The sequence below is a fragment of the Aminobacter sp. P9b genome, assembly GCF_045345995.1.
Classification (GTDB): Bacteria; Pseudomonadota; Alphaproteobacteria; order Rhizobiales; family Rhizobiaceae; genus Aminobacter; species Aminobacter niigataensis.
Genome location: NZ_CP150082.1, coordinates 1,683,543 through 1,704,862 on the forward strand (window position 1 = coordinate 1,683,543; position 21,320 = coordinate 1,704,862).

25 protein-coding genes and 1 pseudogene are annotated in these 21,320 nt (G+C 63.9%); 13 read left to right on the forward strand and 13 right to left on the reverse strand.

Annotated elements, in window-relative coordinates; all coding sequences use genetic code 11:
• The first annotated feature begins 13 nt into the window (after positions 1 to 13).
• Complete coding sequence (locus tag WHT83_RS08280) at positions 14 to 337, forward strand: YbaB/EbfC family nucleoid-associated protein (protein WP_108609506.1); 324 nt, start codon at positions 14 to 16, stop codon at positions 335 to 337.
• 154 nt (positions 338 to 491) lie between these two features.
• Here the strand turns inward: WHT83_RS08280 and WHT83_RS08285 are convergent, their stop codons facing one another.
• Entirely contained in the window at positions 492 to 1,532 is a 1,041-nt protein-coding gene (locus WHT83_RS08285) for a zinc-dependent alcohol dehydrogenase family protein (RefSeq protein WP_406873518.1), read from the reverse strand.
• A 154-nt stretch (positions 1,533 to 1,686) separates the two neighbouring features.
• Between WHT83_RS08285 and WHT83_RS08290 the strand changes: the two genes are divergently transcribed.
• The 3 genes from WHT83_RS08290 to WHT83_RS08300 all read left to right on the forward strand — a co-directional run bounded on the left by WHT83_RS08290 (position 1,687) and on the right by WHT83_RS08300 (position 4,592).
• Complete coding sequence (locus WHT83_RS08290; RefSeq protein WP_406873519.1) at positions 1,687 to 2,430, forward strand: cell wall hydrolase; 744 nt, start codon at positions 1,687 to 1,689, stop codon at positions 2,428 to 2,430.
• Between the two features lie 106 nt (positions 2,431 to 2,536).
• A complete protein-coding gene (gene recR, locus WHT83_RS08295; protein WP_108609504.1) occupies positions 2,537 to 3,142 on the forward strand; it encodes a recombination mediator RecR in 606 nt (201 codons plus the stop codon).
• A gap of 220 nt (positions 3,143 to 3,362) precedes the next feature.
• Positions 3,363 to 4,592 carry a lytic murein transglycosylase gene (locus WHT83_RS08300; protein WP_406873520.1) on the forward strand — a complete coding sequence of 410 codons (1,230 nt, stop codon included), beginning with the start codon at positions 3,363 to 3,365 and terminating at the stop codon, positions 4,590 to 4,592.
• Positions 4,593 to 4,783: 191 nt separating this feature from the next.
• On the opposite strand, the gene WHT83_RS08305 is transcribed toward WHT83_RS08300, so the two are convergent.
• Both WHT83_RS08305 and WHT83_RS08310 read right to left on the reverse strand, forming a co-directional pair.
• Positions 4,784 to 5,785 carry an LLM class flavin-dependent oxidoreductase gene (locus WHT83_RS08305; protein WP_183264133.1) on the reverse strand — a complete coding sequence of 334 codons (1,002 nt, stop codon included), beginning with the start codon at positions 5,783 to 5,785 and terminating at the stop codon, positions 4,784 to 4,786.
• A 96-nt stretch (positions 5,786 to 5,881) separates the two neighbouring features.
• Positions 5,882 to 6,934, reverse strand: a complete 1,053-nt coding sequence (locus tag WHT83_RS08310) for an LLM class flavin-dependent oxidoreductase (protein WP_406873521.1) — start codon at positions 6,932 to 6,934, stop codon at positions 5,882 to 5,884.
• A gap of 218 nt (positions 6,935 to 7,152) precedes the next feature.
• Here WHT83_RS08310 and WHT83_RS08315 point away from each other — a divergent pair, with 218 nt between their 5' ends.
• Complete coding sequence (locus WHT83_RS08315) at positions 7,153 to 7,581, forward strand: DUF6481 family protein (protein WP_108609500.1); 429 nt, start codon at positions 7,153 to 7,155, stop codon at positions 7,579 to 7,581.
• A gap of 200 nt (positions 7,582 to 7,781) precedes the next feature.
• On the opposite strand, the gene sugE is transcribed toward WHT83_RS08315, so the two are convergent.
• Both sugE and WHT83_RS08325 read right to left on the reverse strand, forming a co-directional pair.
• Positions 7,782 to 8,096: a quaternary ammonium compound efflux SMR transporter SugE gene (sugE, locus tag WHT83_RS08320; protein WP_108610073.1), complete on the reverse strand. Its 315-nt coding sequence runs from the start codon at positions 8,094 to 8,096 to the stop codon at positions 7,782 to 7,784.
• Positions 8,097 to 8,254: 158 nt separating this feature from the next.
• On the reverse strand, positions 8,255 to 8,380 hold the full coding sequence (locus tag WHT83_RS08325; protein ID WP_108609499.1) for a hypothetical protein: 126 nt from the start codon (positions 8,378 to 8,380) through the stop codon (positions 8,255 to 8,257).
• 155 nt (positions 8,381 to 8,535) lie between these two features.
• On the opposite strand from WHT83_RS08325, the gene WHT83_RS08330 reads away from it, so the two are divergent.
• Both WHT83_RS08330 and WHT83_RS08335 read left to right on the forward strand, forming a co-directional pair.
• Entirely contained in the window at positions 8,536 to 9,504 is a 969-nt protein-coding gene (locus WHT83_RS08330; RefSeq protein WP_406873522.1) for a cation diffusion facilitator family transporter, read from the forward strand.
• Positions 9,505 to 9,531: 27 nt separating this feature from the next.
• Positions 9,532 to 9,936, forward strand: coding sequence for a GFA family protein (locus tag WHT83_RS08335; RefSeq protein ID WP_406873523.1), 405 nt, complete (start codon positions 9,532 to 9,534; stop codon positions 9,934 to 9,936).
• 7 nt (positions 9,937 to 9,943) lie between these two features.
• Here WHT83_RS08335 and WHT83_RS08340 read toward each other — a convergent pair whose 3' ends face one another.
• Positions 9,944 to 11,209: a DNA recombination protein RmuC gene (locus WHT83_RS08340; RefSeq protein ID WP_108610072.1), complete on the reverse strand. Its 1,266-nt coding sequence runs from the start codon at positions 11,207 to 11,209 to the stop codon at positions 9,944 to 9,946.
• A gap of 103 nt (positions 11,210 to 11,312) precedes the next feature.
• Here WHT83_RS08340 and def point away from each other — a divergent pair, with 103 nt between their 5' ends.
• The 4 genes from def (at position 11,313) to truA (ending at position 14,206) form a co-directional block, all read left to right on the forward strand.
• On the forward strand, positions 11,313 to 11,843 hold the full coding sequence (gene def, locus WHT83_RS08345) for a peptide deformylase (protein WP_108609497.1): 531 nt from the start codon (positions 11,313 to 11,315) through the stop codon (positions 11,841 to 11,843).
• 145 nt (positions 11,844 to 11,988) lie between these two features.
• Positions 11,989 to 12,924 carry a methionyl-tRNA formyltransferase gene (gene fmt / locus WHT83_RS08350; protein WP_406873524.1) on the forward strand — a complete coding sequence of 312 codons (936 nt, stop codon included), beginning with the start codon at positions 11,989 to 11,991 and terminating at the stop codon, positions 12,922 to 12,924.
• Positions 12,921 to 13,430 (forward strand): GNAT family N-acetyltransferase, encoded by a 510-nt coding sequence (locus WHT83_RS08355; RefSeq protein ID WP_183264128.1) that lies wholly within the window; start codon positions 12,921 to 12,923, stop codon positions 13,428 to 13,430. The genes fmt and WHT83_RS08355 overlap by 4 nt, the downstream gene beginning before the upstream one ends.
• Positions 13,431 to 13,453: 23 nt before the next feature.
• Positions 13,454 to 14,206 carry a tRNA pseudouridine(38-40) synthase TruA gene (gene truA / locus WHT83_RS08360; RefSeq protein WP_406873525.1) on the forward strand — a complete coding sequence of 251 codons (753 nt, stop codon included), beginning with the start codon at positions 13,454 to 13,456 and terminating at the stop codon, positions 14,204 to 14,206.
• Here the strand turns inward: truA and WHT83_RS08365 are convergent.
• From WHT83_RS08365 to dapD, 5 genes are all read right to left on the reverse strand, one after another.
• Positions 14,191 to 14,787 carry a transporter gene (locus WHT83_RS08365; protein WP_406873526.1) on the reverse strand — a complete coding sequence of 199 codons (597 nt, stop codon included), beginning with the start codon at positions 14,785 to 14,787 and terminating at the stop codon, positions 14,191 to 14,193. The genes truA and WHT83_RS08365 overlap by 16 nt on opposite strands.
• Before the next feature lie 14 nt (positions 14,788 to 14,801).
• Entirely contained in the window at positions 14,802 to 15,989 is a 1,188-nt protein-coding gene (dapE, locus tag WHT83_RS08370; protein ID WP_318762648.1) for a succinyl-diaminopimelate desuccinylase, read from the reverse strand.
• Positions 15,990 to 16,134: 145 nt separating this feature from the next.
• On the reverse strand, positions 16,135 to 16,506 hold the full coding sequence (locus tag WHT83_RS08375; protein ID WP_108610071.1) for a DUF805 domain-containing protein: 372 nt from the start codon (positions 16,504 to 16,506) through the stop codon (positions 16,135 to 16,137).
• Complete coding sequence (locus WHT83_RS08380; protein WP_406873527.1) at positions 16,499 to 16,876, reverse strand: DUF805 domain-containing protein; 378 nt, start codon at positions 16,874 to 16,876, stop codon at positions 16,499 to 16,501. Before WHT83_RS08380 ends, WHT83_RS08375 begins: the two co-directional genes overlap by 8 nt.
• 75 nt (positions 16,877 to 16,951) lie before the next feature.
• Positions 16,952 to 17,806, reverse strand: coding sequence for a 2,3,4,5-tetrahydropyridine-2,6-dicarboxylate N-succinyltransferase (gene dapD, locus WHT83_RS08385; protein ID WP_406873528.1), 855 nt, complete (start codon positions 17,804 to 17,806; stop codon positions 16,952 to 16,954).
• Positions 17,807 to 17,950: 144 nt separating this feature from the next.
• Between dapD and WHT83_RS08390 the strand changes: the two genes are divergently transcribed.
• Complete coding sequence (locus WHT83_RS08390) at positions 17,951 to 18,790, forward strand: LOG family protein (RefSeq protein ID WP_108609491.1); 840 nt, start codon at positions 17,951 to 17,953, stop codon at positions 18,788 to 18,790.
• Positions 18,791 to 18,799: 9 nt separating this feature from the next.
• On the opposite strand, the pseudogene WHT83_RS08395 reads toward WHT83_RS08390, so the two are convergent.
• Together WHT83_RS08395 and WHT83_RS08400 are read right to left on the reverse strand one after the other, a co-directional pair.
• Positions 18,800 to 19,648, reverse strand: a pseudogene (locus WHT83_RS08395) (DUF817 domain-containing protein); the annotation flags it as partial.
• Positions 19,645 to 20,355: a pyrimidine 5'-nucleotidase gene (locus WHT83_RS08400; protein WP_055980607.1), complete on the reverse strand. Its 711-nt coding sequence runs from the start codon at positions 20,353 to 20,355 to the stop codon at positions 19,645 to 19,647. The pseudogene WHT83_RS08395 and the gene WHT83_RS08400, both read right to left, overlap by 4 nt.
• Before the next feature lie 162 nt (positions 20,356 to 20,517).
• Here WHT83_RS08400 and WHT83_RS08405 point away from each other — a divergent pair, with 162 nt between their 5' ends.
• On the forward strand, positions 20,518 to 21,279 hold the full coding sequence (locus tag WHT83_RS08405) for a GGDEF domain-containing protein (RefSeq protein ID WP_245439537.1): 762 nt from the start codon (positions 20,518 to 20,520) through the stop codon (positions 21,277 to 21,279).
• Positions 21,280 to 21,320 lie beyond the last annotated feature (41 nt).

The window sequence follows — 21,320 nt, forward strand, 5'->3', positions numbered from 1 at the left end:
AAGGAATACGACCATGAAGGATCTGCTCGGCCTGATGGGCAAAGCGAAGGAAATGCAGGCCAAACTCCAGGCCATGCAGGAAGAGGTCGCCCTGATCGAAGCCACCGGCCAGTCCGGCGGCGGGCTCGTCACCGTCACCCTTTCCGGCAAGTCGGAGATGAAGTCGCTGAAGATCGACCCGTCGTTGCTGAAGGAAGGCGAGGGCGAGATCCTCGAGGACCTGATCGTCGCCGCCCACAACGACGCCAAGGCCAAGGTCGAGGCGACGATGCAGGAAAAGACCAAGGCGCTGACGGCAGGCCTGCCGATCCCGCCCGGCATGAAGCTGCCGTTCTGAGAAAGAGCTATAGCGAATAGTGAGTAGTGAGTAGTGAATAGTGAATAGTGAATAGTGGGGTGGCGCTTGATCATCAGGCGCCGTTGCTCATCAATCTATTCGCTATTCGCTATTCGCTATTCGCTATTCGCTATTCGCTATTCGCTGTTTGCCCCTAGAACCTCGTCACCACGCTGATCCCAAGCCCCTCGAACCGGTCCATCGCCATCAGTGCGGCGGGCGCTTCGTTGAGGCTGAGATGCTTGCCGACCAGCATCTGCGGCTTGAGCGTGCCGGCGTCGATCATCTCCATCATCGCCTGGTAGCGGAACGCCTGCATGCCGTGACTGCCGAGGATTTCGAGTTCGTGGGCAATCACCTTGTCCATCGGAATCCTGGGGTGATGGTGATCGCCGAGCATCAGCCCGACCTGCACGTGCCGGCCGCGGCCACGCAAATTGGCGATCGAGTTGAAGCAGGTGGTGGGATGGCCGAGCGCGTCGAGCGAAAGATGCGCGCCGCCCTTGGTGATCTCCCTGACAGCACCCACGACGTCCTTGTCGCCTGAGGCATTGATCGTCGCCACGGCGCCGACCTTCCTGGCGAACTCCAGCTTGTCGTCGGCGAGGTCGATGGCGATCACGTTGGCCCCGGCAGCCGCCGCGATCATGATCGCCGATAGCCCGACGCCACCGCAGCCGTGCACGGCGACCCATTCGCCCGGCTTGACCCGGCCCTGATCGACGACCGCCCGGAACGAGGTGACAAAGCGGCAGCCGAGGCTGGCCGCCGTGGCGAAGTCCAGCTTTTCCGGCAGCCGCACCAGGTTGGTGTCGGCGAAATCGACGGCGACATATTCGGCAAACGAGCCCCAGGCGGTGAAGCCGGGCTGGAATTGATGTTCACAGACCTGGTGGTTGCCCGACGTGCATTCGAAGCAACGGCCGCAACCGCCGACGAAGGGCACGGTCACGCGGTCGCCGACCTTCCATCGCGTGACCAGCTTGCCCAGGGCAGACACCGTGCCGGCAAGCTCATGACCCGGCACGTGCGGCAGCACGATGTCGGCGTCGTGTCCCATCCAGCCGTGCCAGTCGCTGCGGCACAGGCCGGTCGCCTCGACCTTGATCACCACGCCTGCCGGCGAGGGCGTCGGATCGGCCACGTTCTGCATCTTTGGCGGCTGGCCGAATTGCTCGAACAGGACAGCTTTCACGATCGTCTTCCTCTTGCTTCTCGGCCGTTGCGCCGCGTCTTGGCAGCGACCATAGCGACCGGGCGTTGCAGAGGCGACCCTGCCGATTGCCACATTTCGGCCTTCGGCCATCATTTTGCCCGAAATGGGCTCATTGTTGCTGCAATCTGGGGACGTGGCGGGACTGCAAGAGGGGCGCTTTTTGATCGCCAAGAAATGGAAGATGCCGATCCTTGTCGGCATCCTTGTCTCGCTGTTCATCGTGTCCGGATGCACCACCAGCAAACTCGCTGACGGGGTCACCACGAGCTCGGTTCGTTCCGGTTCCTACGCCTATACGGCGAAGGACAAGGAGTGCCTGGCGCGGGCGATGTTCTTCGAATCCAACCGCTCCAGCCGCGACGGCCTCGTTGCCGTTGGCAGCGTCGTCATGAACCGCCTCAAGTCGGGCGAATATGGCGAAACGGTCTGCGGTGTGGTTGGCCAGAAAGGCCAGTTCGCGCCCGGCGTGCTGTCGCGGCCGATGAATTCGAAGGCCTTGCCCGACGTGCAGGCGGCTGCCGACGCGGTGCTCAAGGGCGAACGTCACCCTAAGGTGAAGCCCGAAGTGATGTTCTTCCACACGGCCGGGCTGAAGTTTCCCTACAAGAACATGCACTACACGACAGTCGCCGGCGGCAATGCCTTTTACGAGAAGCGCAGCCGCAGGAAGCCGCTGCCTGCAGCGATCGAGGCCGAAACCATGGTCGCTTCAGCCGAACCGCAGGCGCTGCCGGGCGTTGTCGAGGAGAAGCCGACGACCGTCGCTTCCGCCGGTTCCGATGCGGCACTGGCCAGTGCCATGTCGTTCCAGGCGACATCCGAGGATGCCGACGCGATCGGCGCGCTGATTGCCAGCCAGGACAGGCCGATGCAATGAGTGAGGGAATAGGGAGTAGCGAATAGGGCAAGAAGACAAGGGCTGCCGGTTGGCGCTTCGTCACTATTCGCTACTCACCATTCGCTCCTCGTTTTATACCGCTTCCATGTCGAAGCGAATCGCCGGTCCCGAGATCGAACGCCTGATTCAGCTGCTGGCCAAGGTGCCGGGGCTTGGGCCCCGTTCGGCCCGCCGCGCAGCCCTCCATTTGATCAAGAAGAAAGAGCAGCTGCTGGCACCTCTGGCTGCCGCCATGGGCGAAGCGGTCGACAAGGTGCGTGTCTGCTCGACCTGCGGCAATGTCGATACCTCCGATCCCTGCATGATCTGCACCGATCCGCGTCGCGACCCGACCACCATCATCGTCGTCGAGGACGTGTCGGATCTCTGGGCGCTGGAGCGGGCTGGCGCCATGAATGCGCGTTTCCATGTGCTTGGTGGCACGCTGTCGCCGCTGGATGGCGTGGGGCCGGACCAGCTGACCATCAAACAACTGGTGACCCGCATCGCCGAGGGCGGCGTCAGCGAGGTCATCCTGGCGGTCAACGCCACCGTCGAGGGCCAGACCACGGCGCACTATCTCACCGACCAGCTCTCCGGCTTCGACGTGAAGATCACGCGGCTGGCACATGGCGTGCCGGTCGGTGGCGAACTCGATTATCTCGACGAGGGCACGCTTTCCGCGGCCCTCAAGTCGCGGACCGTGTTTTGACGCAATTGGCTTGCAGGGAGGTTGGATGATCGGCGCCCTAAGTTGCCCCCCTCTGTCCTGCCGGACATCTCCCCCACAAGGGGGGAGATCAGCCCTCATCGCACCTTTGGCCAATCTCCACCGTCGTTGCACGACGAGCGGTGAGGACGCAGCCGCCAATCTCCCCCCTTGTGGGGGAGATGTCCGGCAGGACAGAGGGGGGCAACGTGGAGCGCAATCCTTGCGCCAGTTCCTGGCTTCGCTGGTGATAGGACTCTTGGCCTGCGCCGCCCCAGCCTCCGCTGCCCCCGTCGACAGCCAGTTCCAGGCCTGGCTGGCGAAGGACCTCTGGCCGGAAGCCAAGGCCAAGGGCATCTCCAGGGCGACATTCGACGCGGCTTTCGCCGGCGTCTCGCCCAATCTCAAGTTGCCCGACCTCGTCTTGCCCGGCGAAAAGCCGAAGACGCCGAAGAAGCAGCACCAGGCCGAGTTCGGTTCGCCAGGCAACTACTTCGCCGAGAAGACCCTGGGTGCGGTCAGTGCAGGCGGGCGCACGCGTGCCGGCTCCAATGCCAAAACGCTTGCCGCGATCGAAAAGCGCTTCGGCGTGCCCCGCGGCGTGGTGCTCGCCATATGGGGCCGCGAGTCTGGCTTTGGCGCCGCCAAGATGCCTTACGATGCCTTCGAGGTGCTGGGCACCAAGGCATTTCTCGCCACCCGTAAGGACATGTTCCGCAAGGAGTTGCTCGCCGGTCTCGAGATGGTCGAGCGCGGGCTGGTCAGCCGCAAGGCCATGCGCTCGTCCTGGGCCGGCGCGCTTGGCCAGCCGCAGTTCCTGCCGACGTCGTTCCTCGAGCATGCCGTCGATTTCGACGGCGACGGCCGCGCCGACATCTGGAACTCGACGCCCGACACGCTGGCCTCGATCGCCAACTATCTTGTCCATTACGGCTGGGTGAAGGGGCGCGACTGGGGTTTCGAGGTGTCGGTGCCGGATACCGTAACCTGCGCTCTGGAGGGTCCTGACCAGGGCAAAAAAATCGCCGACTGGGCGGCGATGGGCATCGGCCGTATCGGCGGCAAGCCATTCCCGCAAAACGAAGCGAGGGCCGAAGGTTTCCTGATGATGCCGGCGGGACGCAACGGGCCTGCCTTCATCGTCACGCCCAATTTCTACGTGCTCAAGGAATACAACGAGAGCGACGTCTATGCGCTGTTCATCGGCCATGGCGCCGACCGGATCGCGTCAGGCGACAGGCGCTTCGCCGGCAGCTGGGGCAAGGTCGACGGGCTCTACCGCTCCGACATCGCCGCCATGCAGCGTGGGCTAGAAAAGCTCGGCTACGACGTCGGCGGCGCCGATGGGTTGCCGGGGTTCAAGACCCGTCGCTCGATCGGCGACTGGCAGGCCAAGAATGGCCGCGCAGCGACGTGTTTTCCGGACAAGGGCATCGTCGAGGCTATGCGATAGCGCACTCTTCCTTCTCCCCTTGTGGGAGAAGGTGCCCCGAAGCGATGAGGAGTGCTGGCCGGAGCTCGGTTTTCGAAATTCGGTCCTGCGCCCGCTCCTGATGCCTCGTATATCTTCCAACACCCCTCATCCGTCTCGGCGCTTCGCGCCGATTCACCTTCTCCCACAAGGGGAGAAGGTAAGACACCAGACTACGCCGCCTTTGCCAGTGCGGCGCCGACTTCCGCCAATATCTCGTACGACCGCTTGCGCGCGACATGGTCAAACACCTGCGCGGTCACCATCAATTCGTCAGCACCGGTTCGCGCAATGAACGCCTCCACGCCGCGGCGGACGGTTTCGGGCGAACCGACCACCGCGCAGGCGAGCGTCTGCGACAGCATCTGGCGGGCGACCGGGTCAAGGTCGCGCTCGTAGCCTTCGACCGGGGCCGGAAGCCTGCCTGGGCGGCCGCTGCGCAGATTGACGAAGGCCTGCTGCACCGAGGTGAACAGGAGCTTCGCCTCCGCGTCGGTCTCCGCGGCCACGACATTGATGCCGGCCATGACATAGGGCTTGGCCAGCCGCTCCGAGGGCTGGAAGCGCGAGCGGTAGATCTCGATCGCATGGTCGAGCTCGGCGGGCGCGAAATGGGAGGCGAATGCGTAGGGCAGGCCAAGCATGGCGGCGAGTTGCGCGCCATAAAGGCTGGAGCCGAGCACCCAGACCTCGACCTGCTCGCCCTCGCCGGGTACGGCGCGGATGCGCTGCTCCGGCGTCGCCGGCTCGAAGTAGCCCATCAGCTCGACGACATCCTGCGGGAAATTGTCGACGCCGGCTTCGAGATTACGGCGCAGGGCGCGTGCGGTCAGCATGTCGGTGCCGGGCGCCCGGCCGATGCCGAGGTCGATTCGGCCGGGGTGAAGGGCGGCCAGCGTGCCGAACTGCTCGGCGATCACCAGCGGCGCGTGGTTGGGCAGCATGATGCCGCCGGCGCCGACTCGGATGGTGCTGGTGCCGGCCGCGACATGGGCGATGACGACCGAGGTCGCAGCACTCGCGATGCCGGCCATGTTGTGGTGCTCGGCCAGCCAGTAGCGGTGGAAGCCGAGTGTCTCGGCGTGGCGGGCGAGGTCGAGCGTATTCCGGAGCGATTGCGCGGCAGTGCTGCCTTCGGTGACCGGCGAAAGGTCGAGGACAGAAAGGGTGGTCATGATGCAGCTCCGGCGGGTGGGGACCCGCCGGATATAGGAACCACTATCCTCGCAAACAAACCTTCCCGCTCAGGGTAAGTTTTGGTCCAGCCGGATTCAGGCTGCCGGACCGGCGGGCGAGGCGCCAAGTTCCTTGCGCACCAGCGGCGCCACCTTGGTGCCGTAGAGCTCGATCGCTTTCATGATCTTGTCGTGCGGCATGATGCCGATCGCCATCTGCAGCAGGAAGCGGTCGTTCTTGAACAGCTTGTGCTGTGCCACGATCTTTTCGGCCACCACCTCCGGGTTGCCGACGAACAGCGCGCCTTGCGGCGAACGCGATTGGTCGAAATGCGCCCTTGAAGTCGGTCCCCAGCCGCGCTCGCGGCCGATGCGGTTCATCACCTCGGCCTGCGGTTGGTAGAAGTCGTCGGCCGCCTGCTCGGTGGTTTCGCCGACGAAGCCATGGACGTTGATGCTGGTGGCAAGCTTGGCCGGGTCCTGCCCGCCGCGCCGTGCCGCCTCGCGATAGAGGTCGAAAAGCGGTGCGAATCGTGCCGGCTCGCCGCCGATGATGGCAAGCGCCAGCGGCAGGCCGAGCACGCCGGCGCGCGCTGCCGATTGCGGCGTGCCGCCGATGGCGATCCAGATCGGCAGCTTGTCCTGATAGGGGCGGGGATAGACGCCGCGATCGTCGATCGACGCGCGATGCGTGCCCGACCACGTGACGCACTCGCTGTCGCGCAGCGCCAGCAGCAGGTCGAGCTTTTCGGCGAACAACTCGTCGTAGTCCTCGAGGTTGTAGCCGAACAGCGGGAACGATTCGATGAACGAGCCGCGACCGGCCATGATCTCCGCGCGGCCGCCGGAAAGCTGGTCGAGGGTGGCGAATTGCTGGAACACGCGCACGGGATCGTCGGAGGAAAGCACGGTGACGGCGCTGGTCAGCCGGATGCGCTTGGTGCGCTCGGCTGCGGCAGCAAGCGCGACGACCGGCGCAGAGGCTGCGTAATCCGGGCGGTGGTGCTCGCCAAGACCGAACACATCGAGCCCGACCTGGTCGGCCAGTTCGATTTCTTCGATGAGATTGCGCAACCGCTGATGCGGTCCAATGGCTCCCGGGCCTGCTTCCGGGCTGACGTCGGCAAAAGTGTAAAGGCCAAGTTCCATATCGCTGGTCCTGTCGCTGTCATTCGTGCTACAGGTAGCCATCGCTCCACGAAGCCGCCAGATGCGGACTAGTGAACAATCCATATCGAGATTGGCGCCAAAGAGCGTTTCCTATCCGCAACAACACGCGAATTCATGGGAGACATGCCTTTTTGGCGCTTGAACTCTGCCTTTGCGCGCGTATGTAAGCGGCGCGAAGTGACTCCAGGGAAATCAAATTGGCAATCTACAGGGAAAAAGACGTCTTCGAACGGCGTAACGCCGCCAATGACGCAAAGAAAGCTCTCCTCGAAAAGTACAAGGCACGCCCGGCAGCTGACGATCCAGCGGTTGTGGCACGCCAGGCTGAACGCAAGGCGATCCTAGAGGCACGCGCCATCCGCGAAGCCGAAAAGGAAAAGCTGCGGCAGGAACGCTTGGCTCGTGAAGCCATCGAAAAGGCCGAACGCGAAGCCAAGGCCGAAGCTGAACGCCTGGCCGCCGAAGAGGCCGCGCAGGCGGAAGCCAAGGCACGCGAGGCTGAAGAGGCCGACCGTATCAGCCGCGTGCTCTCCGACGAGGCTGAGCGCAAGGCCAAGCGTGACGCGCGTTACGCAGCGCGCAAGGCGCGCGGCAAGCGGATGCCGCCTTCGGCCAATTTCGGCTGATTGCAGGACACATTCGCCTGAAAGACGCATCGGCCTGCTAGCCAGGTCCGATTGCGCGAATTCTCATTGCTGGTGGTTCGCGACCGGGGTTTTGCCAAGCCCGGGGCGCGGGCCGCTTTGGCGTGTCCGCAGGTCAGCCGGCATGCAGATTGCTGTGGCCCGCCCGGTTGGGCAGGCCAGGCCATTTCGCGACTGCGCGATCAGGCGACGAGCTTGAGGCCGACGATGCCGGACACGATCAGGCCGATGCAGGCAAGGCGGAGCGCCGTTGCCGGCTCTCCCAGAAGCCAGATGCCAAGCATCGCCGTGCCGACCGTGCCGATGCCGGTCCAGATGGCATAAGCCGTGCCGACGGGCAGCGTCTTCAGCGCCAGGCCGAGCAGGCCGAGGCTGACGATCATCGAGGCGATGGTGAGGACAGTCGGCATCGGCTTCGAAAAGCCGTCCGTGTATTTCAGCCCGATGGCCCAGCCGATCTCAAACAGTCCAGCAAGAAACAGATAAGTCCAAGCCATGGAACGCTCCATTGGATGGCGGGTCGTCCCGACCGGTTTTTGGGGGAGGCGCAAGATCGTTCCTGCGCCAGGATAGATGGGGTTTTTGGAAGAAGAATCAACCAGACGCCCGGCCGAGACCGGGCGTCTGGTGATTGATATCAAGCCGAGACCAGAGCCTACTTGTCCTTGATCTTGGTGGCTTGCACCGGAGGCGCCTTGAATGCCGGCGCTGGCGCAGGCTTCTTGGCGTCTTTTTTGGGTTTCCGGGCTTCTTTCCCGGCTTTCATCGCACCCTTGGCCATGATTCGTTTCTCCCGCTGCTGAGACACGAAGTGAAACGCGAAGTTGTCTCGCTTGCAAGAGGGGTGTTGAGCCACCAGCCGCTTGTTTCGCAGCCACGAATTGGCTTGAGCCCAGCCCGGCGCCCGCTACAGTTGCCTCTCGCGAGGAACTGACGGTGGCACACTCCGGCTCCAGATTTGTGATCTTTGCGGCAATCGCCGGCAACCTGCTGATCGCCGCCACCAAGTTTGTCGCCGCCGCGTTCACCGGCAGTTCGGCGATGCTGTCGGAAGGCGTGCACTCGCTGGTCGACACCGGCAACGGGCTTTTGCTGCTCTATGGGCTTCGGCGCGCCGCCCAGCCGCCCGACCGCTTGCATCCATTCGGCCATGGCCGCGAGCTCTATTTCTGGAGTTTCATCGTCGCACTTCTGGTCTTTGCGCTCGGTGCCGGCGTCGCCTTCTATGAGGGCGTGATCCACATGCTCGATCCCGAGCCGATCGAAAACCCGCTCGTCAATTACGTGGTGCTTGGCCTGTGCATGGTCTTTGAAGGTGGCTCCTGGCTGGTCGCGCTCAAGGAGTTCCGGCGCAGCAAAGGCAGCCTCGGCTACATCCAGGCCGTGCGGCGCAGCAAGGATCCCAGCGTCTACACCGTGCTGTTCGAGGATAGCGCAGCCCTGCTCGGGCTGGTCATCGCGCTCATCGGCATTTCCGCGGCGCAGTATTTCGAGCAGCCCTGGATGGACGGCGCCGCATCCATCGGTATCAGCCTGATTCTCGCGGCGACGGCGGTGTTCCTCGCCCGGGAGAGCAAGGGGCTGCTGATGGGAGAGCCCGCCTTGCCCGATATGCAGGCCAAGATCCTGGAGGTTGCTCAGGCCGACCCGGCGGTCGAAAAGGCCAACGGCGTTCTGACGGTGCACATGGGGCCCGAGCAGATCGTCGCCGGCCTCAGCCTCGATTTTGTCGACCACATCTCGGCGGCCGATATCGAAACCTGCGTCGAGCGGCTGGAGAACAAGCTCAAGGCGGAAGTTCCCGAGGTAAGCGCGGTCTTCATCAAGCCGCAGACTTCCGAGCGCTGGCGCGAGCGGCGGGAAAGGCTTGTGACCGGGGATACGGCGGCGCCTGAGACGGAATAGAATCGTGAGGAAAAGGGAGGAATTTCAATGAAGATTGAAGGCGGCTGCCATTGCGGCGCCATCACCTACACGGCCGAGGTCGACCCCGAGAAGACGGCGATCTGCCATTGCACCGACTGCCAGAAGCTGACCGGCACGGCCTTTCGCGTCACGGTTCCGGTCGCCGAGGACAAGATCGCGTTCTCGGGCAAACCCAGGATCTACGTGAAGACAGGTGAGAGCGGCAACAAGCGGGCACAAGGCTTTTGCGCCGAGTGTGGGTCGCATCTCTTCGCCACCTCGGTCGGCGACGGTCCGAAGGTCTACGGCCTCAGGACCGGTACATCCAGCCAGCGCGAGCAACTGGTTCCGCGCAAGCAGGTCTGGCACCGCTCGGCCCTGCACTGGCTGCCCGCATTCGACGGCATGGAGACGGTCGAGAAGCAGTCCTAGCGACGCCTTATTCGCTTTCCTCGACCACTCGCAGCCTGAGCTGGCCCGTCTTGGAGTCGGCGGCGCGGCCATTCGGCGTTTGAGGTTTCGCGGCTTCGTCCGATTCGCCGGCATGCGAGGCGCCGAATTCCAGTGCCTCGATCTTTTCGCCGCGCTTGGTGACCTTGGACGACGACACCAGGATGTCGTCGATGTCCTTGCTGGCCTGGCCGAAATGGGTCTGCAGCTTGCGCACGCGCTCGTCGAGGCGCCCGACATCCTCCATCAGGCGGATGACTTCGCCCTGGATCAGGTGCGCCTGCTCGCGCATCCGCGCATCCTTGAGGATCGCCTGGATGACCTGGATCGACAGCATCAAAAGCGATGGCGAGACGATCACGATGCGGGCGCGATGCGCCCGGTGCACCAGTGATTCGAAATTCTCGTGGATCTCGGCGAAGATCGATTCCGACGGCACGAACATGAACGCCGTGTCCTGCGTCTCGCCCGAGATCAGGTACTTGTCGGCGATCGCCTTGATGTGCACATCGAGATCGCGCCGGAACGCCTGCGCGGCATATTTCTGCGCGTCTGCAGCGCCATCGACGTCGGCTGCGGCACGGATGGCGTTCCAGGCCTCGAGGGGAAACTTGGCATCGATCACCAGCGACGGTGCGCCATTGGGCATCTTGACCAGGCAGTCCGGCCGGTTGTTGTTCGACAGCGTCGCCTGGAACTCATAGGCGCCGAGAGGCAGCCCGTCGGCGACGATCGCCTCCATCCGCGACTGGCCGAAGGCGCCGCGCGTCTGCTTGTTGGACAGGATCGCCTGCAACTGCACCACCTGGCCGGCGAGCGACTGGATGTTGCCCTGGGCGGTGTCGATGACGGCGAGCCGCTCCTGCAGCTTGGCGAGGCTGTCATGCGTCGACTTAGTCTGCTCGGCCATTGTCTGGCCGATACGCCCGGTCATGGCGTCGAGACGCTGGCCCAGCGACTGCGTCAGCTCGGCCTGGCGCGCGCCGAAGATGTCGGCAACCGTGCCGAGCCGTCCCTGCATTTCCGCCTGCGCCTGCAGGATGCCGGCCATGCGGGCTTCCGCGTCGCGGGCGTGATCGGCGGCTTCGGCGGCGGCCACTGCGCGCGCCTTTGCCGATCGCCACAAGGCGATCATGAGGACGGCGAGCAGGATCACGAACAGCAGGGCGCCGAAACCAAGCGCCTGGCCGAGCGTGATGATGGTGGCGCCAAGCTGGGCGATGGGAGCGGACAAGATGCTGGAAAGGTCGTTCATGGCCGGCACCATAACCGATTCGCATCCTACGGTCAGATCAAAACAGGAACATCGCCCCATGCCACCGGTTGACGGTTTTATTCCGACATCTTAGTTGAGGCACATGACTATCAAGCCGCTGATCATCCTTCCCGATCCACTGCTGCGCGAGCTTTCCAGGCCCGTGGAGCGCATCGACGACGACGTGCGCAAGTTCGCGCGCGACATGCTCGACACCATGTATGACGCGCCGGGCATCGGCCTTGCCGCCATCCAGGTAGGCGAGCCGCTGCGCATGCTGGTGCTCGACCTTGCCAAGGAGGGCGAGGAGCCGGCGCCGCGCGTCGTCATCAATCCGCAAGTGCTTTCGCGCAGCGACGAACGCTCGGTCTACGAGGAAGGCTGCCTGTCGATCCCCGACTATTATGCCGAGGTCGAGCGTCCGTCGGCGGTTCGGGTCAAGTATCTCGACGAGAACGGCAAGGAGCAGGAGGTCGAGGCCGACGGCCTGCTCGCCACGTGCCTCCAGCACGAGATCGACCACCTCGATGGCGTGCTGTTCATCGACTACATCTCGAAGCTCAAGCGCGACATGGTGCTGCGCAAGTTCAAGAAGCTCGCCAAGGACCGTCCGCCGAGCCGCATGGTGGGTTGATCCCGCTCTGTTTGCCTCAAAGCTTGCGACGCGCGACATCCGCGACTTCGACGGGCTTGACCTCAGGCTCGTAAACCCGTTTGAAGCGGAGGCCTGAACGGTTGGCCGTCGCCGGCCGGGCTTAGCTCCTGGACTGCATACCCTCATGAGCCTTCGCGTCATCTTCATGGGAACGCCGGATTTTTCCGTGCCGACGCTGCGTGCGATCGCCGAGGCTGGCCATGAGGTCGTCGCCGTCTATTCGCAGCCGCCGCGCGCCGCGGGCCGTCGCGGACTGGAGCTCACGCCCTCGCCGGTGCAGCGCGAGGCCGAGCGGCTGGGCATCGAAATACGCACGCCGCTTTCGCTGAAAAGCGACGCAGAGCATGCGGCATTCGCCGGGCTCAAGGCCGATGTCGCCGTGGTCGTGGCCTATGGCCTGTTGCTGCCGAAGGCCATTCTCGAAGGCACGCGATTGGGCTGCTACAACGGCCATGCTTCGCTCCTGCCGCGCTGGCGCGGGGCCGCACCCATCCAGCGCGCGATCATGGCCGGCGATGCTGAAACCGGCATGATGGTCATGCGGATGGAAGAGGGATTGGACACCGGACCGGTCGCGCGACTTGAAAAAGTCGCGATCGGACCCGACATGACGGCTGGCGAGTTGCACGATCGTCTGATGGCGGTAGGTGCCTCGCTCATGGTAGAAGCGCTGGCTGAGCTCGAAGCGGGCAGGCTGGAGACGGTGCCCCAGGCCAGCGAAGGCGTGACCTACGCCAAAAAAATCGATAAAGCGGAGACGCGGATCGATTGGACCTTGCCGGCGACGGCGGTCGACAACAATATCCGCGGCCTGTCGCCATTTCCCGGCGCCTGGTGCGAATTCGAGATCGGTGGACGAACAGAGCGCTTGAAAGTGTTGCGCTCGCAACGTGCCGCCGGACAAGGAGAGCCGGGAACGGTTCTCGACGACCGGTTGGAGATTGCCTGTGGCGAAGCCGCCGTCAGGCTGGTCGAGGTACAAAGGGCGGGGGGAAAACCCGTCACCGCGGATGAATTCCTGCGCGGTGCCAAGATCGAAAAAGGAATGAAGTTGTCATGAGCATGATGTCGATCCGGGCGGCAACGCCCCGCGACCGCGAGGCGATCCGCCTCGTCGAGGAACACGCCTTCGGGCAACAGGCCGAAGCCGGTCTCGTCGATGCACTGGTCGCCGAGGGCGACGCGGTCGTCGAACTGGTGGCCGAAGAAGACGGCGACGTTGTCGGCCACATCCTGTTTTCGAGGCTCTATGTCCAAAACGGCGGCAAGACCGTTCCGGCAGTTGCGCTCGCACCGCTGGCGGTCGAGCCCGATTTCCACGGCACCGGCATCGGTGGCGCGCTGATCCGCGAGGCTCATATCCGCCTCAAGGATGGCGGCGAGACGCTGGCCGTGGTGCTCGGCGATCCGGCCTATTACGGCCGCTTCGGCTACACGCACGACCGCGCGGCCAAATTCGAAAGCGACTACCAGTGCGAGGCGCTGCAGGCGCTGGCCTGGGGCGATGCGCCCGAGACCGGCGAGCTGGTCTACGCCTCGGCCTTCGGTACGGCTCTGGCCGCGTAAAGCGGCCGGAGTTTTGACAGCACATGCCGCGCTATCGCCTTGATATCGAATATGACGGTCGCGGCTACGCCGGCTGGCAGCGACAGGCCGGGCTGCATACGGTGCAGGCGGCGATCGAGCAGGCAATCCTGAAATTCTCCGGCGATGACATCTCGCTGCGGGGCGCTGGCCGCACGGATGCCGGCGTGCACGCGTCCGCCCAGGTCGCCCATGCCGACCTCACCAAGGCATGGGCTGACGACAAGGTGCGCGATGCCGTCAACGCGCATATGCAGGCTGCCGGCGAGACGGTATCGGTGCTCGCCGCCCGGCAAGTGCCAGACGATTTCGACGCCCGTTTCTCCGCCACAGGGCGCCATTACATCTACCGTATCCTCAATCGCCGCGCGCCAGCCGCACTGGAACGTGGCAGGGTCTGGTGGGTGCCCAAACGCCTCGACCACGAGGCGATGGCAGATGCAGCCAAGCTCCTGCTCGGGCGGCACGATTTCACCACTTTCCGCTCGACCCAGTGCCAGGCCAACAGCCCTGTCCGCACGCTCGACCGGCTCGACGTCACGCGGTCCGGCGACATGATCGAGGTCAGGACTTCGGCTCGCTCGTTCCTGCATAACCAGGTCCGATCGATGGTCGGCAGCCTGAAGCGGGTCGGCGAGGGCGGCTGGACGGCCGACGATCTCAGGGCGGCACTTGAGGCGCAGGACCGCGCCGCCTGCGGACAGGTGGCGCCGCCGGACGGTCTTTACCTGACAGGCGTGGATTATGCGGGTACGTAGATCCCGAACATCGACTGCAGCGAAAACAGCACCAGCAGCGACACCAGGAACATGCCGGCAAAGACTGCCGAGCCGACCGCAGCCCCCTTGCTGATCGCCGCGTTGGTCATGCGCCAACTGAGCACCATCGACAGCACGAACAGCGCCAGCGACAGCCCTGACGTCGCGCTCTGCGCCGCCGGCATCAGCATCCGGAGCAGCGCGGCGGGCAGCATCAGCCAGGCGATGATGGCCGAAGCCCAGTTGCTGGCCACGACATAGTGCACGAAACGGTCGCCGACGCCGGCGCGGCGTGCCACCAGGGCAAAGACGATCAGCGGCAGGACCCAGGCACCGATGTCGACCAGCGCCAGCCGGACGACGATGCCGAAGCGGCCTGCAAATGCGGTCGATTGCAGGGCAAGCTCGTCGGAGACCCCGACCCAGCCGATGATCAAGGCGGGCACGGCGATCAGGATGGCGAAGAACGAGTTCCAGAACCCGTCGGCGCTGAGATCGAGCAGGCGCAGGCCGTCGGCCTTGCCCAGCATCAGCCGCCAGGCACCGGACAGATATTGCTGGATTTCACTGCTGCCCAACATCGCGTCCTAAGCTGTCATCCGAACCAGTCTTCCAGGAAGCGCTGGTAGACCTGTGTCAGCATTTCGAGTTCGGCAAGCGGCACGCGCTCGTCGACCATGTGCATGGTCTTGCCGACCAGCCCGAATTCGACGACCGGGCAATAATCCTTGATGAAACGCGCATCCGACGTGCCGCCGGTGGTCGACAGTTTCGGCTTGCGGCCGGTGACCGCCTTGATCGAGCCCGCCAGAGCGTCGACCAGCTTGTCGTCGCGGGTCAAAAAGACATGGCTCGGCGTGTCGCGCCAGGTCAGCTCGAATTCGATCGGCTCCTTGCGGCCCTTGCGGTATTTCTTCCGGCCGCTCGCCTTGTCCAGGCGATTGTGGATCTCCGCCTGCAGCGTCTCCACCGTCCAGGTGTCGTTGAAGCGGATGTTGAAGGCTGCCGTCGCCTTGGCCGGAATGACGTTGGTGGCCGGATTGCCGACGTCGAAGGTGGTGACCTCGAGGTTGCTCGGCTGGAAATCCTTGGTGCCCTTGTCGAAGGCAGGGTTGAGCAGCGCGTCGACCAGCGTCATTAGGCCGCGCACGGGGTTGTCGGCGAGGTGCGGATAGGCGGCATGGCCCTGTCGGCCGTTGACGGTGACGACGCCCGACACCGAGCCGCGCCGGCCGATCTTGATCATGTCGCCCAGCATATCCGGGTTGGTCGGCTCGCCGACCAGCGAAGCGTCCCACTTCTCGCCGCGTGCGGCTGCCCATTCGAGCAGCTTGACGGTGCCGTTGATCGCGGGGCCTTCCTCGTCGCCGGTGATCAGCAGCGACACCGATCCTTTCGGGCCGCCATTGGCCTCGACATGGCGCGCCACCGCCGCCACGAAGCAGGCGATGCCGCCCTTCATATCGACGGCGCCGCGGCCATACATCTCGCCATTGGCGATGGCTGCCGAGAACGGCGGGTGCGTCCACGCCGCCTCGTCGCCGACCGGCACGACGTCGGTGTGGCCGGCGAACATCAGGTGCGGTCCGTTACCGGAACGGCGGGCATAGAGGTTCTCGATGTCGGGTGTGCCCGACTCGGAGAAGGTCGGGCGGTCGACGGCGAAGCCGAGCGGCTTCAGCATGGCTTCCAGCGCCGTCAGGGCGCCGCCTTCAGCCGGGGTGACCGACGGGCAGCGAATGAGGGCGGCAAGGTTCTCGGCGGGATCTGTAGGCAGTTTCATGGCCACAGCGATAATTGAATCGTCCGGCCCTGTCACGACGTTCGGTTGCTCCGGTGAACGCCGAGTTAAGCCTCGCTACAGCGTCGCCCGTCACGACCTGTCATGGGAAGGCGCAGGCTCGCTCGTTGGGCCTCACAGGAAGGGTCTATTGCGGCGCGTTGGTCTGGTGGCCGAACTGGTTCGGGCCCGGCGTTCCCGGATAGAAGCAGAGCGCGATGAAGGCGAAGATCGAGATCACCGGGATGAACAGCGCCACCGCGAAGAGGCCTGGCTTGTCGAAATCGTGCAGGCGTTTGACGCTGAAGGCGATGTGCGCCCACAGGAAGACCAGGAAGCTCAGGCCGAACAGCATCGACCATAACTGGGCCGCGCCGCTTTCGGGATGCACGCGCATGAACTGGTAGAGCGGGAACGACATCGTCACCAGCATCAGCAGAAAGCCGAGCACGTAGGCCGCGCGGTTCACGCGGCCCGAGAATCGGAAGAACAACCAGAAAAGCTGGGATTTGTCAGGCAAGTGGGTCCGGTCCGTATTCATTTGCGCCGCGGTCGCCTTCAAGGATCCCGAGTTCTACCACGATCCAGACAGTGCCGATGACCGGAACTATTGCTATCAGGCTCCACCAGCCTGTTTTGCCGCGATCATGCCAACGCTTCGCATAGACCGCGAGCGCCATGTACATCATCAGGAGGCCGAAGACAAAGGAGGCTGCCGCGCGAGCAAAAAAAACGGCCATGTCGGGGTTGGGATCTGCGAGGTTCAGTCCGAAGGCCCGGATCAAAATGGTGAAGACGACCCAGGTCACCACGAAGACAGCCACGCAAGCCCAGAACTTGGCACGATTGATGCGGCCGTCGAAGCTGGTCAGGAGATACTTCCAGTCCATGTCACCACTCCGAAGCTGAAATGCCGGCGCGCCCCGTGCGCGCCAGCCCGACGTTGCTTCGGTTTCAGGAGAAGATCAATCTCTGAGCAGTTCGTTGATCGAGGTCTTGGAGCGGGTCCTGGCGTCGACGCGCTTGACGATGACGGCGCAATAGAGGCTCGGGCCGGGCTCGCCATTGGGCAGCGGCTTGCCGGGCAGCGAGCCGGCGACGACGACCGAATTGGCCGGCACTTCACCGTAGAATATTTCGCCCGTGGCGCGGTCGACGATCTTGGTCGACTGGCCGATGAACACGCCCATGCCGAGCACCGAGCCTTCGCGCACGATGCAGCCTTCGACCACTTCCGAACGCGCGCCGATGAAGCAATTGTCCTCGATGATGGTCGGGCCGGCCTGCATCGGCTCGAGCACGCCGCCGATGCCGACGCCGCCGGACAGGTGCACGTTCTTGCCGATCTGGGCGCAGGAGCCGACAGAGGCCCAGGTGTCGACCATCGTGCCGGTGTCGACATAGGCGCCGACATTGACGAAGGACGGCATCAGCACGGCGCCCGGAGCGACGAAAGCCGACTTGCGCACGACGGCCGACGGCACGGCGCGGAAGCCGGCCTTTTCGAAGTCGACCGAGCCCCAGCCGTCGAACTTGGACGGCACCTTGTCCCACCACGAAGCGCCACCGGGCGCACCCGAGATCAACTCCATCGGGTTCAGGCGGAACGACAGCAGCACCGCCTTCTTGAGCCACTGGTTGACCTGCCACTTGCCGTCGTCCTGGCGCTGCGCGACGCGGGCAGTGCCCTTGTCCAGAAGGTCGAGTGCGGTCTCGATGGCGTCGCGGACTTCGCCGCGCGTCGATGTCGAAATGCCGTCGCGTTCCTCGAACGCCTTGTCGATTGTCTTTTCGAGGCTGGCGAGATCGGGCTTCGACATGAACATCTCCGTTACGTACCGTTAAGGTTAAGGCTTCTAAGCTGGCATAAAATCGCGCGGACCCTATTTCAGGCTAGTGGAGGGGTCAATCGCGGTGACGCCGCGGAATGTCGCGGGCAACGGTAATTTGGGGTCGAGCAGAAAATGAATCCTATGGATAAGGCTGGCTGGACGCCGCTGCCGCACTCTGACGAGGACCTGGAGCGCTCCAAAAGCGTACCCGACACGCCGCAGACGCGCGCCTCGACCTACCGGCTTGCCTGGAACGACGAAGACTTCATGACCCAGCGCGACCTGCGCCCGGTGCGGCTGCAGCTGGAACTGCTCAAGACCGAGATGATTCTGGCAGAGCGCGGCATACGCTCCACGGTGATTCTTTTCGGCGGCGCGCGTATTCCCGAGCCCGGCGGCGAGGCCTGGGCGGCGAAGAACGAGACGCAGCGCAAGAATCTTGAGGCCAACAGTCGCTACTACGAGGAGGCGCGCAAGTTTGCCCGCCTGTGCTCGCAGCATTCGGCTGCGTCCTACTACCGCGAGTTCGTCGTCGTCACCGGCGGCGGCCCTGGCGTGATGGAAGCCGGCAACCGCGGAGCCGACGATGTCGGCGCGCCTTCCATAGGCCTCAACATCGTCCTGCCGCACGAGCAGGCGCCCAATGCCTATGTGACGCCGGAGCTGTGCTTCAACTTCCACTACTTCGCCATCCGCAAGATGCATTTCGTCATGCGTGCCAAGGCGGTCGCCGTGTTCCCCGGCGGCTTCGGCACGATGGACGAGTTCTTCGAGACGCTGACCCTGATCCAGACCGGACGCATGGAGCGTGTGCCGGTCATCCTGTTCGGCAAGTCATTTTGGGAGCGGGCGATCGACCTCGACTTCCTCGCCGACCAGGGCACGATCACGCCGGGCGACCAGGACATCATCGATTTTGTCGACACCGCCGACGAGGCCTGGGACATCATCGCCAAGTTCTACAGCCTTTGAGCCTGGCGTCGCGTCCATCGGCCGCGGCCGGTGGACCAGCGTCACCAGCACGAAGGATATGATCATCAGCAGATACCAAGAGCCGAGCTTCTGGATCGACACCGGCGTCCAGCCGTCATGCTGGCCGGGATAGATCCAGGCGCGCGACCACGTGCCGATGTTCTCCGCGAACCAGATGAACAGCGCGACCAGCAGGAAGCCGAGCAGCAGCGGCATGCGGTGGCGGAAGCGGAAGACGCGGTAATGCACCACCGTCGTGAGGTAGAGCAGCGCGGTTGCCGCAAACAGGCCGTAGCGGATGTCGATGGTGAAATGGTGGGCGAAGAAGTTGACGTAGATCGCCGCGCACAGCAGCACCGTCGCCCATAGCGGCGGATAGCCAGTATAGCGCATGTCGAAGATGCGGCTGACGCGGGCGAGGTAGGAGCCGACCGCCGCATACATGAAGCCGGAGAACAGCGGCACGCCGGCGATGCGAAACAGGTTCTCCTCGGGATAGATCCACGAGCCGGCGGAGGTCTTGAACACCTCCATCACTGTCCCTACGACGTGGAATATCAGGATGACCTTGGCTTCGGACGGCTTCTCCAGGCGCAGCGCCAGCATGGCGACCTGGATGGCGACCGCGGCGAGGAACAGGAAGTCGTAGCGCGTCAGTCCGGCGTCCGCCGGCCACCACAGCCTGGTCGCCATGATCAATGCCAGCATGGCGCCGCCGAACAGGCAGGCCCAGGCCTGCTTCAGCCCGAAGACAAGGAATTCGACGAGCGCACCGTAAAAGCCTCCGGCAGGCAAGCGGTCGAGCACGGCATGTGCCGCCGCATCGATCCGCGCCTCGACGGAGGTGAAGCGGCTCAAGCGGCGTTGGCCTCGACGATCGTCGTCAGGAAGGTCGCGAGATCGTCGGTGACGTAGTCGACGTCGTCCTCGTGGGTGGGATCGCTCTCCCAGATCTCCGAGAAGGTCGGCTCGAAATTACGCGGCACGATCAGCACCGTCGTCATGCCGAGCGACTTCGGCACCGAAAGGTTGCGCGCCAGGTCCTCGAACATCACGGCATTGGCGCCGGTGACCTTGTGCAGGGCGGCGAAGGTCTCATAGGGCTGGCGCGCCGGCTTGGGCGTCAGGCCGGCGGCGACGATGTCGAAGATGTCGTCGAAATGGTCGAGGATGCCCAGCTGGCGCGCGGTGCGCTCGGCGTGGCTACGATTGCCATTGGTGAAGATGAACTTGCGGCCCGGCAACTGGCGGATGGCAGCGCCCAGCACAGGATCCGGCACCAGCCAGGAATAATCGATGTCGTGTACGTGTTCGAGGAACGCGTCGGGATCGATGCCGTGGCGCTGCATCAGGCCGTTCAGCGTCGTGCCATATTCGAGATAGAGTTCTTTCTGCAGCTTGCGTGCGTCCTCGCGCGACAGCGTCAGCAGCTCCGCGACATAGCCCGTCATCTTCACGTCGATCTGGGAAAACAGATTCGAATGATGCGGATAGAGCGTGTTGTCGAGGTCGAACACCCAGTCGGTGACGTGGTCGAAGCGGGCGGGATCGGGAATATCGGTCATGACGCCCTTATGGCATGGTTCAGGAAATTTGGAAGCGTCCGCGCACGCTCACAATCGCGTTGGACGATGGCGAATTTACGCGGGGTAAGTCGAATTTTAACTACCTGGGAAAGATGACCTTCAGTTGATGCTGGCATTCCAGCTGTCGGCAGGGAGCAGAAATTGAAGATTGTGCTTTTAAAATCCGGTTTCGTCACACTATTGTGCATCGCGGTCACGATGGCGCTGGTCCTGACGGTGATTCCGCTCACGAATGGCACTGTCGACACCGCCGCTTATCTATTGCCGGTGCTGTGTCCCGTCTTGATTGCATTTCCTTTTTCTTTTCACACCTTCTGGCAGCGTGAAAAGTTGAAGGTGGCCCATGCAGAGCTGACGCGTGCCCACGCCCAGCTTGCCGCCGCGCACAAGCGCCTCTCGGAAAAGGCAAGCCGCGACGAGATGACCGGCATGCTCAACCGCGAGAACTTCTTTGCCGCCCTCGATGGATCCAGGCGCAAGACCGATCGCGGCGCGCTGCTGATCATCGATGCCGACCACTTCAAGCAGATCAACGACAGCTTCGGTCACCTGACCGGCGACCAGGCGCTGCTCCAGATCGCCGCCGCGATCACACGCGGCGTGCGCAGCGGCGACATCCTCGGGCGCATCGGCGGTGAGGAGTTCGGCGCCTTCCTGGTTGGCGCCACGAAGGACGAGGCCAAGCTGGTGGCCGAGCGTATCCGCAGCGAGGTCGAGGCGCTGCGCTTCCAGCCCAACGACGAGCGCTCCGTGCCGCTGACCGTCAGCATCGGCGGCACCACCTGCGAGTCCGAGGCCAACGTATCGGAACTGATGAAAAGCGCCGACAAGCGCCTCTACGAGGCCAAGCGCCGTGGCCGCAACCGCGCGATCTTCGATACGGGCGTCCCCGAAGCGGCCTGATCTGTTTCTGGCACAAGGTTTTTGAGGCCGCGTACGGTTGC